Here is a 12,825-nt window from a genome sequence, read left to right as displayed (position 1 = left end):
CAGTTCTCCTGTGCTGACTGAGGTTTTGATGAGCCTGACTGACTTTTCCCTAGATGCTTACGATTACTATTTGCCCCCAGAGCGTATTGCGCAGCAGCCTGCCACGCCTCGCGATCACGCTCGTCTGTTGGTGGTGGATCGCGAGACCGCACGCGATCACTGGTTTTACGAACTGCCACAACTATTGCAACCGCAAGATTTACTGGTGCTGAATGATACTCAGGTCATTCCGGCGCGGCTGATGGGGCACAAGGTGGGGGAGTCCGGCCGCAGTGTTGAGGTCTTTTTACTCGAAGAACTCAGCGATCGCCAGTGGTTGGCACTGGTCAAACCTGGCCGCAAACTTCGCCCCGGAGCAGTGATTCAACTGGGGTCATTACAGGCCACCGTACAGGCGATCGATCCTGCCACCCGCGGGCGAGTCATTGAATTTGATCTACCCCCAGGCGATCGCCTCTGGCCTTACCTCGATGAAGTGGGAGACATTCCCCTGCCCCCCTATATCCAAACCCCCATCCAAGATCCCCAACAGTACCAAACCGTCTATGCCCAACGTCCGGGGGCAGTAGCAGCCCCCACCGCAGGACTGCACTTCACCCCAGACCTCCTGAGCAAATTAGCCTTTTGTGGCATTGACCACTGCTTTATTACCCTCCATGTTGGCATTGGCACCTTCCGCCCCGTAGAGGTCAACGACATTCGCCAGCACCGCCTCCACCAAGAGTGGATTGAGGTGTCTGCGGCCACCGTTGCCAAAATTAAGGCGGCGCAGCGGGCGGGCGGACGCATTATTGCGGTGGGTACCACCGTGATTCGCTCCCTAGAGACCGCAGCTCAGTCCGGTGAACTTCAGCCCTTTCGCGGCAAAAGTGACCTCTATATCTACCCGGGCTATCAGCCAAAAATTGTTGAGGGCTTCATTACCAACTTTCATCTGCCGCGCTCTAGCTTAATGATGCTCGTCAGTGCCTTCATTGGGCGCGATCGCCTCTTGCAGCTTTATGACTACGCCATTGCCCAAGCCTATCGCTTTTACTCCTTTGGCGATGCCATGCTGATTTTACCGACTGCTTGGCAGAGTCCGGCGTGAGTGTGCTATCCTAAGAGCAGTTGTTTTGGAACGGTACCGTTCAGGGAGATGGAGGTGATGCCCATGGCAGATAGTAGTAAACGCTTGGGTCGTCGTTTCGGAGTACAGGGGCTGTAGCCTAGGATTGTTCTCCACTAACACTGCGGATCAACATCTGTTAAGGTGTGAGTTCTCCTAGCAGTCTTATCCAAACATGACCACCAGACCGCTCCTAAGTCCGTACTTGGGAGCGGATGGTTTTTGGAAGGTATGTATTCTTGTTGCCAACCCAATTAAAAAATGTTTCAGAACCTTGGCGACCTGAGGGGGGCGATCTATAGTAGGGGCAACCGGAATGCTGCCATTATTTTCTGTCCCAAAACTTAATCACTGTTGATAATGGCAAGCTCTGGGACTGTTGCATTCGAGAGAGCAGCCATGACGGTTCAATTTTCCAGTCGCGAAAAGCACATCAACACCCCGCAACTTCACCCCATCAGCGGTATCAAGCTATTGCTGATTGTTGGCTTGAACATCCTGCTAGCGGGCTACGTCTTTTGGGCGTACCGCAGTGCCTACTATAATGAGTTGCCGACCCAGCGAAATCCGATCTTGCAGAACCTACGGCAACGCGGTAACTAAGTAACGCCAGATTAGTAGGCTAAGGTTTCCAGCGCTTGGCGCAAGTAAGCGGTTACACAGGCATCGAGATCAAAGGGCTGTTCTAGCTTCATTGCAGAGTGCTTTTCGCTGAGCCACCGTTGAAAACCAGAACTATGGGCGATCGCCCGCTTCAAAGAGTCCCAAACCTCGCGGGAATCTGTGGCAGTTGCTGCAACGGGGATATCCATAGAGATACTCCTAGTGAGTTTGGACTCAGAAAAAGGATTTGCCTATGGTTCTACCATACCGCAGGCGTCCTAGGCGTGGTGTATGCAATGTTACGATTTGTTGCAAAAGTGGCTCACGGGACTTGTTGTAGCGTGGATTCTTGGCCAGTCCACTGTTGCATAAGGTTGGTTAGCTTTGCGATGAAGGGTTCTCCGGCAATACTGGGGTGAAATTCGCTAATGGCTGTCTCCACCTTTGGATGCGTAGGAGAAGGACATGGCTCCGAGTTTGGGACTAGGGGGGACAGGGGGTGGCAAATAATCGCTTCAAACTCACTATTAAAGTGGTAAATGGGCTGCTCACGCCGTTGCCACAATTCTAAAATTTGCTCGACAGAAATTGCTTTATAACGACCGAGGTACAGCGCTTCAATTAAGGCGAGGCGAATCCAGCGGGGCGAAAAGTGGCGCAGCCAGCGATCAAGGATGGCCTCGACGGAGGCACCATCAAGGTCGAAGCCGTACTGACGCAGCAGGCGATCAGCGACCTGAATAGCGGCATTGTCGCCAAGGTGTGCCATCTGCTAAATCCGCCTTCCTATCGTAATGGTGTCTCTATATTGCCACAACTTTCTCGTGGGAGCAGCGGGGGGTGTCTCAACCCTGATATGGTAGAAAGGCGAATTCTCAGGCTTTTTTTGCCCGATATGGTTACTGTTCACCCTCCCGAATCTCTTTTGCACGATCGCCCTTTAACCATTGCGGGACGGCAGTTTCGCTCCCGCCTCATGACTGGGACTGGTAAATACCGCTCTATCGCCGACCTCCAAGCCAGTGTAGCCGCTAGTGAGTGCGAAATTGTTACTGTGGCGGTGCGACGGGTGCAGACCAATGCCCCTGGCCATGAAGGCTTGGTGGATGCCCTTGACTGGCAGAAGATTTGGTTACTGCCCAACACCGCTGGCTGTCAAACCGCCGAAGACGCGGTTCGGGTGGCACGGTTAGGGCGCGAGATGGCCAAGCTCCTAGGACAAGAGGAGAATAACTTTGTCAAGCTGGAAGTTATTCCGGATCCTAAATACTTGCTGCCGGATCCCTTTGGCACCCTAGCGGCAGCCGAGCAATTGGTGAAGGAAGGGTTTGCGGTCTTACCCTACATCAATGCAGATCCGCTGCTGGCCAAGCGACTCGAAGAGGTGGGGTGTGCCACAGTCATGCCCCTAGCCTCGCCGATTGGATCGGGTCAAGGCTTACGCAATGCCGCCAATATTCAGATTATTATTGACCAAGCAAGGGTGCCCGTGGTGATTGATGCTGGCATTGGTACCCCCAGTGAGGCCGCCGCTGCGATGGAATTGGGAGCCGATGCCCTGCTCATCAATACGGCGATCGCCCAAGCGGGACATGCTGCTGCCATGGCACAGGCAATGGCAATGGCAACCATAGCCGGGCGGTTGGCCTACCTAGCCGGACGGATTCCCGTTAAACCCTACGCGAGTGCTAGCTCCCCCAGTAGCGGCACGATCACAGCAGCTCCATGACCCTTGTTTTACATAGCCTTGGGGTTCTTCTTGGCCTCCTCAGCCTTGCCGGTGGCGGGTTTTACCTTGTAGCTGGGCTGCTGACGCTGCGGTTTTTCAGCAAATCGCGCCCCCAACCCCTTGATCCAGCCCCCGCTATTTCTGTGCTGGTGCCTGTGTGTGGCCTCGATGCCGGTGCATGGCAAAACTGGTCATCGTTGTGTCAGCAAGACTACCCTAACTACGAAGTGATTTTTGGGGTTCAAGATCTCAGCGATCCAGCCTTACCCGTGCTCAAAGACCTGTGCCAAACCTTTCCAGAGCGTGCCCGCTGGTACTTTTGCGACGAAATCCGGGGGATTAACCGCAAAATGAGTAACTTGTCGCAGATGTTGCCCCATGCCCACCATGAGGTGATTGTGCTGGCGGACAGTGATGTGCGAGTGACCCCCGGCTATCTCCGCCAAATTACCGCCCCCTTGGCAGACCCCCGCATTGGCGTGGTGACCTGTGGCTATGTTGACCATTCCCCAAAGCGCCTAGGTGCTGCATTCTTGGCCATGGGACGCTGTATAGACTTTATTCCCAGTGTCTTAATTGCCCGCTTTTTAGATGATGGCCTGCGGTTTGCGATTGGGCCAACGGTGGTGTTGCGGCGGGAAGTGCTCGAAACGATTGGCGGCCTAGAGATTGCCCTCAATCGGGTTGGGGATGACTACCGTTTAGGCTACACCGCTTGGGAAGCAGGCTATCGGGTTGAACTCTCGACCTATGTGCTGGACAATGACTGTAGCGATGAATCCCTTCTCAAGGCAGTAGAGCGGGAATTGCGGTGGTGTCGCACCATTCGCTCCAATCGCGGTAAACAGTACTTTGGCATGGTGTTTACCTTTGGGACGGTGTATAGCGCCCTCCTGTGGGGGCTGCTGCCCAGCGTTTGGACGTTAACCCTCTGTTTGGCAGTCCAGGGAATCCGTTGGCTACAGGCAATCGTGAGTATGATACTCATGGGGACACCCCGCTTGCTGCTGTGGCTATGGCTACTGCCGCTGCGAGATGTGATGAGCCTAGTAATCTGGCTGTTGGGCTGTTTTGGCAACCGCATTTACTGGCGGGGGCGCTGGTTGCAGGTGCATCGCCATGGTCAAGTACAAGAAATTGTTAAGAACCCTCGGGGTGAGTAAAGTTTGCTTGCTAGAATAGCTCCACTGTAACAATTGATTGAGGTTTGTTTCGATGCCGTACACAACTGAGGAGGGCGGTCGCCTAAATAATTTTGCGGTTGAGCCAAAGGTGTATCAAGCTCAGCCGTGGACAGCCCAACAGAAGGTACGCGCCGCGCTATTGGTGACAGGGGTGCTAGTGTTAGTGGCAGGGCTGATGGCGATCGCCGTAGGAGTCAGCTAGTCTGCTGTGTTTGGGATTCGATACCAGTGATGCCACCCTAGTGGCCGGGTTATGGGATCTGGCCACTGAAACGGTGCTCGATGTTAGGACATGGGAACTGGGGCGGCAACTGGCCACAGAACTCCATCCCTGTCTAGGCGCTGTGATGGCAGGGCGGCAATGGACAGCATTGGGGGCGATCGCCGTGGGCTGTGGCCCGGGTAGCTTTACGGGAACACGCTTAGGGGTCGTGACAGCTCGCATCCTAGCGCAGCAGTTGGCTATTCCCCTCATTGGTCTTTCCAGCCTTGGGGTGATGGCTTGGCACCACCGCCAGCACCTAAGGGTTAGGGATGGTGTTGTCTCACGCGCTGCACAGCAGGGTCACCAGTATGTCGGCATTTATCGCTATGAACACTCCGCCCTCAAGGCAGTGTGGGGCGATCGCCTCGTCACTGAAGCTGAATCTGAGGAGCTGCTGGCCACCTGGCCGATGCCCTACGAGTTGCTGACAGCACCCGCGCCTGCAGACTATGGCCATGCCCTACTCACATGGGCAGCTTGGCACTGGCAGGATACACTGAGGTCAGGGGGCACCCTTCCCCACTGGTCTAGTGTGGTTCCACTCTATGGCAAATAATTGGGAATTCAGTCGCTTTCTCGACACCCTACGCTTTTTTCAAACCCTACCCTTTGTGGGTAGTTTAGAGCCGCTCCGTCCCATGCTTGCCCCACTGTTTCCGGACCTATTGACCTCCCCCGCCTACCGTGGCAGTGGCTTAGTGGTGGTAACAGGGGCAACGGGCAGAACCGGTCAAGCAGTTGTCAATACTTTACTGCGTCAAGGCTATGCTGTGCGGGCACTGGTGCGCGATCGCCCCAAGGCAGAGCAAGTATTACCGCCGCAGTCTGCGGTGGAGATCGTCGTTGCCGATATAACCCAACCCCTGCCAACGGATCTGATGCAGGGCAGCCGCGCCGTCATTCACTGTATCGGCACAGTGATTCAGCCCCAGCCTGATGCGCCCCCGCCGGGACTGGCAATTGTTGGCGACAGCCCCGAAGCCGTTGAATTTAACGGCATGCGCCACCTGCTAGAGCGCGCCCAGCCCTACTTTCAGCAGCAGCCCACCACCTACCCCCTGTTTGACTATCGTTATCCTACGCCTCCCCTCAAGGAAGTATGGGGGGCACTAGACGATGTTGTGATGGGCGGGGTCAGCGCCAGCCAGTTCTACCTCAGGGAACACAGTGCCCTATTTACCGGAACAGTCTCGACAGCAAATTCCGGAGGGTTTGTCTCCATTCGCACCCGTAACCTGACTCCTCCCCTCAACCTCCAAGGGTACACTGGTCTGCAACTGCGCCTGCGCGGGGATGGCCAGCGCTATAAATGTTTCCTACGCAGTGATCCGGCTTGGGATGGCGTGGGCTATGCCATCTCCTTTGACACGGTGGCGGATCAATGGATAACTGTGACCCTGCCCTTTAGCCATTTCATTCCGGTGGTGCGGGCGCGCACCGCCACGGATGCCTCTCCTCTGAATTTGGGGCAAATCTACTCGTTGCAACTCATGCTCAGTAAGTTTGAGTATGATGGTGCCCTTAACCCTCACTTTCGGGCGGGCGCCTTTAGCCTTGAACTAGAATCTATCCATGCCTACGGTGGCTCACCTCTACCCCAGATCATTCACGTGAGTTCAGCAGGGGTGACGCGCCCCGGGCGATCGGACGTAGGAGACCAGCGCCAGCCCTTAGCGGTACAGTACAACGACCAGTTGGGGGGTATTCTCACATGGAAATTGGCGGCAGAAAATATGCTGCGTCAGAGTGGCTTGCCCTACACCATTGTCCGCCCCTGTGGCCTCACTGATAACCCCGGTGGGCAACACCTGCGTCTTGACCATGGCGATACGCTGACGGGGCAACTCAGCCGGGCTGATCTAGCAGAGTTCCTTGTTGCGCTGTTAAACCTGCCCACTGCCTGCTACCGAACCGTAGAAGTGGCGGCAACAGATCAAGCCGCAGGCACCACACCTTCTTGGTCGGCGCTCCTTGCCCAACTCCCTAGCGATCGCCCCTAGGAACAAACATTAGACCATGCCCCGCTTTCTCCATGTGGCCGATGTTCATCTGGGGTTTAACAAGTACCGACAGGAGAACCCCGCTCGCACGCTGGACTTTTTCACTGCCTTTAACAGCAGTATTGAGCGCTATGCCCTGCAAGCGTCGGTCGATTTTGTCGTAATTGCCGGGGATTTGTTTGAGGAGCGGTTGATTACGCCAGGGATCCTCAACCAAGCGGAGTGCGTCCTAGAGAAACTCAAAGATGCTGATATTCCTGTGCTGGCCATTGAAGGTAACCATGATAACTGCCCCTACGGTGTAAAAACCAATTGGCTGCGCTACCTGTGTGAACGAGGGTATTTGCATCTGCTCGAACCCGATGAGGCGGGCAGCTTGCAACCTTGGGATGCCGAATTGGCACGGGGGGGCTACATTGATCTGCCCTGCGGGGTGCGGGTGATTGGCTCGCAGTGGTACGGTGCCAGTGCGCCGCAAGCCATTAAGCACTTAGCCAGCCAAATTCAAACCCTGCCCCCAGCGCCGGGAACCACTATTATGCTGTTTCACCATGGCCTCGAAGGCCAGATTGCGCGCTACCAAGGGGCATTGCGCTACAACGATCTCCTGCCGCTGCGGCAGGCGGGGGKGGATTATTTGGCGCTGGGACATATCCACCGCTTTTACACCGTTGAAAATTGGATTTTTAACCCCGGCTCTGTCGAAGCCAACTCCATTGCCGAGAATCAAGAACAAACCCCCCGGGGGGTGCTCTTGGTAACGATTGACAATGGGCAGATCACGGCAGACTTAAAACGGGACTATTGGCAACGGTCGATTCACCGCTATCGTTTGAAGCTAACCCCCAATGACACCGCAGCCAACGTTAAGGTGAAACTACAGACGTTGCTAGAGCAACACCAATCTGCACTGCCAGAGGCAATTGTCGAAGTACGCCTCGAGGGGAATGTGGGCTTTGAGCGCAGTGAACTAGGGGTGCGATCGCTCCAGCAACAATTACAGGATCAATCGGGTGCCTTTATTTTCCGGCTCGTGTTTGCTGCTGCCCCTGTGAACTACCAGAGCTATCAAGGGGAGCTAGGAGAGGTGCCCCAACGCGCCACTATTGAGCAACAGGTCTTTGCCGATCTGCTCGCCAGTGTGGCGGAGTACCGCGAGCAGGCCGAGCCCCTTGCCCAGGAATTAATGCACCTCAAAGCCCAGCTTCTTGATGGCAGCAGTAGCATTGATGATCTCTACGATCGCCTTGGCAGCGTTATCCCTCCCAAGGCTTAAGGTTGGGGTGGAAATGCCAGCACCGGTTCATTGACAAGCTGGGGTAACTGCACCGCTGGGGACTGCAGCAAGGCTTGCCATTTTTGCTTCAGGGCGGCATCCTGCGGTTGGGCGAGGCGTTCCTGAGCCAGTTGATTGAGGGCATCGTACCAGTAACCAGCGGCAGCAAATGCCCCCGCAGCATCAGTAGCGGCTTGCAGATTCCGTTGTTGCTGAGGGCTAGGAGCCATAGGACGAAGCCAGCTGGCTGTTTTCACGGCAGTGGTGCCGTTACTACAGGTGAGGGTCAGTTGCCATTGGTAGTCCACGCCATCCTTGAGGGACACATTTGCCAGCGGCCAACCAATAATGCCAGCGGTAGTGGGGGCAGGGCGTTGCTGGCTGTATAGCTCTGTTCCTTGGGTATCTAGGAGGCTGAGGGTGAGGGTTGCACCAGTATTGGCGGGGACATAGCTATAGAGGGTTGGCGAGGGGGTACTACTGAGGCCATTATTATCCTTTGGCACCAGCGCCACCACGGTTTGCTGCGGTTCCACAATACAACTGTCGGTACCACCTGTACTTTCGCGCAGTAGGGTCGGACGGGCAATGCGGGTGGCGGCCCCTTCACGGTTACCGGGCTTGCCAATGTTTGCAGGAGGACGGTAATTCGCCCACGACGCTTGGGCGATCGCCCCCATTAGCACCATAGCCAAACTGAAGGGAAGGGCAATTAGCTTTATGCTCATAACAACTAATCCTCAACAATAACAGCATCCACTAATTGATTTTTCAACAGGGACACTAGAAGCCAAAAATACTGCGTATCACCCCAACACCCGTATTCACCGTATTCAGAATTGAATTAATGTTCTCAATACGATCGCGACTGTCGGGTTGAGCGGGCTGCGTGACCACCACTGGTGCACTGGTGTCAGCAAGCACCTGATTATCTACCTGAAGGGACAAAAATAACCCTGCCGCTGGGGCGCTGGTCAAAAAGGTATTGATGGGAATGGCGTAGTTAAACCCCGGTTTAATGAGGCTAGCAATGCTGGAGGCTGCTTCGGGACTTAACCCTTGGCGCTCAAGGGTACGGGGGTCTTCAGTGTCCCCTAGTCCATGCACCGCCACAACCCGACCTGCGCCATCCAACACCGGCCCGCCACTCATCCCCCGCCGTGTAACGTTGGTGTAAATCATCTTGTAGCCGTCAATCGGCTCAATTAAAAAGCCAGAAATGCGGCCATCTGTAAACTGGCGCACCAGTTGACCACTGCCACCCGGCTGCGGCCAGCCAGAAATAAATACCTGCGCCCCCTCTTTGGCTAGATCGGAGTTAGTGAGGGTGGCAACGTCATAGGTGCGATCGCTGGTAAACTCGACAACCGCCAGATCGCTGTTGGGTAAGAACTTGATGGTTTTGAAATCAATGGCATAGGCTTGTTGATCCACGGGAATCACCCGATAATTATCCTTACGATTCACCACATGCTTGGCGGTGAGAACATAGTAGGTGGAACCTGAGCGGGAAATAATGGCACCAGAGCCGTGGGAGTCTTTGCCCACAATCAGTACGGTAATGTTGCGAGCAATTTCGTTAATGCGCTCTCCGCTCAAGGGTTGCACCTGCGCCCAAGTGGGGAGGGGTGCCACTAAAATACTGGCAGCGGCGATCGCGCCCATGCCGACCCGTGAATACCACATATGCCCTAACTCACAAAACCACAACGTTAGGACGATTGTAAACGGCAAGCAGTTCCTCTGCGGTGATGGCGATCAACGTTCTGCTCGAAGCGATGCGCTAGCATACTCTAGATTTTTTGCTAGGAATAAAACAGGCTAGAAAATAACTTGCCAACCTTGGCTCTGAATACACGGTGTAGAACGTGTTTACGGTGTGGCACAGCATGACCGTCGAGAGCATTTGCAGGGGCTAAGCCATGAGGTTTAGGCTGATATTAATGCTTTAGGATTAGAGATTCTTATGGTTGCAGCCAAAGAACAGCAGCGGTACTTTACCCCTGAAGAGTATTTTGCTTGGGAAGAACACCAGCCCGAAAAGCACGAACTGATCGATGGCCAAGTGTATGCGATGACTGGCGGCACGCAAAATCATAGCGCGATTAAATTAAATATTGCAGGGTTGATCAAAGCCCACTTGCGCGGCAGTAAATGCCGTGTGTTCAATTCCGATTTGAAGGTTAATATTCTCCATACAACTAACTATACCTATCCAGACTTGAGTGTGACTTGCGATGAGAGGGATCAAGTGCATCCCTTATATATCACCTATCCGTGCTTAATTGTCGAGGTTTTATCACCTAACACAGAGGCCTATGATCGCGGCAAAAAGTTTGAACGATACCGCCGCAATCCAAATTTGATTGATTATGTGTTAGTGAGTTCTGATGAGATGGCGATCGATATTTATCATCGCAACGATGCTGGGGACTGGTTGATTCTTAGCTATCGAGGGGGCGATCGCGTGGAACTAAAAAGTATCGGCTTAAGCGTGGCGATCGAGCAGTGCTATGAGGATATTACTTTTGATACAGCGCCTGCAGAAGGTTAAGCGATGGGTTATACAGAACGACTCAGGTCGCCTGCGATAGTTATGCAGAGCCACCCCTATAGCGTCCTGACCCTCCCATCAGTTATCTTATTAAAACTCTGCCCCCCCTACAGAACAATGCAGCTCAGGGAATGGACTACAGCCGACCTGAAATCAACCACGTACGCTTAGACGATCTCGCGGCTCACGATTGGTATCGCTTTGTCCTGTCTTTTCCGCCTCACTTAGTGCAAGATTATTTAGCCAAGTTTGACGTTGGCCCACAACAGCAAGTTCTTGATCCGTTTTGTGGAACAGGCACAACAGTCGTGGAGTGTAAGAAACTAGGTATTCCTAGTGTTGGGATTGAAGCAAACCCGATGGCATGGTTTGCCGGAACAACCAAGCTGGATTGGACGCCGGATCCTCATACCTTACTGGAGATAGCCCTCGAAATTGCTACCCGAGCGCAAGCCGCTATATCAATTCACGGTGAACCTCTGAGAACCCTACCGGAGGAGAGTTATAGGCTGCTTTTGAAAAACTCTATTAGCCCACTCCCGCTCCATAAGACCCTTATTTTGTTGGAGGCTATTGAAGGCTATCCTGAGCAGAGCTATTCCTGCCATCTTAAGTTAGCTTTGGCTAAAGCGCTAGTGACATCAATTAGTAATCTGCGGTTTGGACCAGAGGTTGGTGTAGGTAAACAAAAGGAGGATGCACCAGTGGTCGAAGCGTGGCTTGAGGAGGTCAGCAGGATAGCAAACGATTTGCCTCAACTGGCACCCTTAATGTCTGTTCCCAGTAAAATCTATCGTGCGGATTCTCGGCAAATTTTACCAGCCTTGTCACCCAAGTCTATCGATGCAGTGATTACCTCACCGCCCTATCCTAATGAAAAGGACTATACGAGAACGACTCGATTAGAATCGGTTCTCCTAGGATTTATCAAGAACAAAGCTGATTTACGTGCACTTAAGCAAAATCTCATCCGATCTAATACACGCAATATCTATAAACTTGATTCAGACGATCGCTGGGTTAATAAACATGCGGGCATACAGGCGATCGCTAAGGAAATTGAAGATCGGCGAATTAAATTAGGAAAAACCAGCGGTTTTGAACGATTATATCACCGTGCAGTTAAGTTGTACTTTGGCGGCATGGCTAAGCATCTTGCTGATTTACGCTATGTGTTACGGCCAGGAGCGTATCTTGCCTACGTTGTTGGCGATCAGAGATCCTATTTGCGGGTGATGATTCGCACCGGTCATCTCTTAGCAGAGATTGCCAGTGGATTGGGCTATGAGGTCTGTGGCATTGATCTTTTCCGTACTCGTGCGGCAACCATTACCAAAGAGCACGTTAGAGAAGAGGTGGTTATGCTGCGTTGGCCCGGAGAGCTGCCAAATTATCCCTATCCTTTTAGTGATGAAGCCTTATAGAAAATGGAGGGCACGGGAACCAGATAAACCCCCTTCCTTCAGGTCGGGGATACAGAATGGTTCCCGCGCCGCTGCAAAGCGGCAGAGTTGATCAACCTTGGCACTCCTCGATATAGCGCTTAACGGTTTGAGCCGACACATTGCCACGGGTTCCCCAATAAAACGACCTAGCCCAAAGCGGATCTTTTTGGTAGAGCTGCTTCAGCCAGGGAAACTCCATCCTAAGATGCCGTGAACTGTAGCCTTTCAGGATGTTCACGACTTGAGACGCTGACATTCTAGGCGGGAATGATGCAAAAACGTGAACGTGGTCTATCAGGGTGCGGTCAATCTCGATGGCCTCAATCTCAATGTCATTGTTCGCCGCCGCCTCTCGGATATACCGCTTCGTGGCCTCAATGATAGCCTCATCTCGAAAGATTTTGCGCCGCTTAAAGGGTATCCAGACAAAGTGGTGCCCTGATTGATACTTGGCGTGGCGCGTTGACTTGACCTGTATACCATCTTGCCTCATAGCGGTTAAACCCTTGCCCTGCATATTGCCAGTAACTGCACACCTATAGTATAGTTTTTAGGACGGACGCACTACAGTCATGCTGATTAACAAAGCCTACAAATTTCGCATCTACCCGAATCAGGAACAGGAGCAATGCTTTGCTCACCACTTTGGCTGTGTGCGGTT

16 protein-coding genes are annotated in these 12,825 nt (G+C 53.4%); 11 read left to right on the top strand and 5 right to left on the bottom strand.

All coding sequences use genetic code 11. The features are described from left to right. The first annotated feature begins 28 nt into the window (after nt 1-28). Nucleotides 29-1,090: a tRNA preQ1(34) S-adenosylmethionine ribosyltransferase-isomerase QueA gene (gene queA / locus L5220_RS11320; protein WP_499573650.1), complete on the top strand. Its 1,062-nt coding sequence runs from the start codon at nt 29-31 to the stop codon at nt 1,088-1,090. A gap of 417 nt (nt 1,091-1,507) precedes the next feature. Then, nucleotides 1,508-1,711 carry a hypothetical protein gene (locus L5220_RS11315; protein WP_448514940.1) on the top strand — a complete coding sequence of 68 codons (204 nt, stop codon included), beginning with the start codon at nt 1,508-1,510 and terminating at the stop codon, nt 1,709-1,711. Nucleotides 1,712-1,722: 11 nt separating this feature from the next. On the opposite strand, the gene L5220_RS11310 is transcribed toward L5220_RS11315, so the two are convergent. Together L5220_RS11310 and L5220_RS11305 are read right to left on the bottom strand one after the other, a co-directional pair. Beyond that, nucleotides 1,723-1,920, bottom strand: coding sequence for a hypothetical protein (locus tag L5220_RS11310; protein WP_499573647.1), 198 nt, complete (start codon nt 1,918-1,920; stop codon nt 1,723-1,725). A 113-nt stretch (nt 1,921-2,033) separates the two neighbouring features. Then, complete coding sequence (locus L5220_RS11305; protein ID WP_448514938.1) at nt 2,034-2,480, bottom strand: hypothetical protein; 447 nt, start codon at nt 2,478-2,480, stop codon at nt 2,034-2,036. Nucleotides 2,481-2,606: 126 nt separating this feature from the next. Between L5220_RS11305 and L5220_RS11300 the strand changes: the two genes are divergently transcribed. The 6 genes from L5220_RS11300 to L5220_RS11275 are packed head-to-tail and all read left to right on the top strand — an operon-like array spanning nt 2,607 to nt 8,165. Further along, on the top strand, nt 2,607-3,440 hold the full coding sequence (locus tag L5220_RS11300) for a beta/alpha barrel domain-containing protein (RefSeq protein ID WP_099799114.1): 834 nt from the start codon (nt 2,607-2,609) through the stop codon (nt 3,438-3,440). After that, on the top strand, nt 3,437-4,603 hold the full coding sequence (gene hpnI / locus L5220_RS11295) for a bacteriohopanetetrol glucosamine biosynthesis glycosyltransferase HpnI (protein WP_499573645.1): 1,167 nt from the start codon (nt 3,437-3,439) through the stop codon (nt 4,601-4,603). The genes L5220_RS11300 and hpnI overlap by 4 nt, the downstream gene beginning before the upstream one ends. Before the next feature lie 52 nt (nt 4,604-4,655). After that, the gene (gene psb34 / locus L5220_RS11290; protein ID WP_099799116.1) at nt 4,656-4,826 is read left to right on the top strand and encodes a photosystem II assembly protein Psb34; all 171 of its coding nucleotides are present in this window, start codon (nt 4,656-4,658) and stop codon (nt 4,824-4,826) included. A gap of 10 nt (nt 4,827-4,836) precedes the next feature. Further along, nucleotides 4,837-5,445, top strand: a complete 609-nt coding sequence (gene tsaB, locus L5220_RS11285; protein ID WP_499573643.1) for a tRNA (adenosine(37)-N6)-threonylcarbamoyltransferase complex dimerization subunit type 1 TsaB — start codon at nt 4,837-4,839, stop codon at nt 5,443-5,445. Next, nucleotides 5,435-6,889, top strand: a complete 1,455-nt coding sequence (locus L5220_RS11280) for a CIA30 family protein (RefSeq protein WP_499573642.1) — start codon at nt 5,435-5,437, stop codon at nt 6,887-6,889. Before tsaB ends, L5220_RS11280 begins: the two co-directional genes overlap by 11 nt. 16 nt (nt 6,890-6,905) lie before the next feature. After that, the gene (locus tag L5220_RS11275) at nt 6,906-8,165 is read left to right on the top strand and encodes a metallophosphoesterase family protein (RefSeq protein ID WP_499573640.1); all 1,260 of its coding nucleotides are present in this window, start codon (nt 6,906-6,908) and stop codon (nt 8,163-8,165) included. On the opposite strand, the gene L5220_RS11270 is transcribed toward L5220_RS11275, so the two are convergent. After that, nucleotides 8,162-8,893 carry a DUF928 domain-containing protein gene (locus tag L5220_RS11270; protein WP_499573638.1) on the bottom strand — a complete coding sequence of 244 codons (732 nt, stop codon included), beginning with the start codon at nt 8,891-8,893 and terminating at the stop codon, nt 8,162-8,164. The genes L5220_RS11275 and L5220_RS11270 overlap by 4 nt on opposite strands. 55 nt (nt 8,894-8,948) lie before the next feature. Beyond that, the gene (locus L5220_RS11265) at nt 8,949-9,851 is read right to left on the bottom strand and encodes a S1 family peptidase (RefSeq protein WP_448514931.1); all 903 of its coding nucleotides are present in this window, start codon (nt 9,849-9,851) and stop codon (nt 8,949-8,951) included. Between the two features lie 280 nt (nt 9,852-10,131). Between L5220_RS11265 and L5220_RS11260 the strand changes: the two genes are divergently transcribed. Beyond that, a complete protein-coding gene (locus L5220_RS11260) occupies nt 10,132-10,719 on the top strand; it encodes a Uma2 family endonuclease (RefSeq protein ID WP_448514930.1) in 588 nt (195 codons plus the stop codon). Nucleotides 10,720-10,850: 131 nt separating this feature from the next. Further along, entirely contained in the window at nt 10,851-12,143 is a 1,293-nt protein-coding gene (locus L5220_RS11255) for a DNA methyltransferase (RefSeq protein WP_499573636.1), read from the top strand. A gap of 91 nt (nt 12,144-12,234) precedes the next feature. On the opposite strand, the gene tnpA is transcribed toward L5220_RS11255, so the two are convergent. Next, nucleotides 12,235-12,657: an IS200/IS605 family transposase gene (tnpA, locus tag L5220_RS11250; protein WP_499573635.1), complete on the bottom strand. Its 423-nt coding sequence runs from the start codon at nt 12,655-12,657 to the stop codon at nt 12,235-12,237. Between the two features lie 79 nt (nt 12,658-12,736). Here tnpA and L5220_RS11245 point away from each other — a divergent pair. Then, nucleotides 12,737-12,825 (top strand): helix-turn-helix domain-containing protein (locus tag L5220_RS11245; RefSeq protein WP_499573679.1); only part of this gene is annotated, 89 nt, incomplete at its 3' end.

Origin of the sequence: Synechococcus sp. PCC 6716 (assembly GCF_022570815.1) — a bacterium.
GTDB lineage: Bacteria > Cyanobacteriota > Cyanobacteriia > Thermosynechococcales > Thermosynechococcaceae > Thermosynechococcus > Thermosynechococcus lividus.
This window is presented reverse-complemented; position numbering and strand designations above follow the sequence as displayed.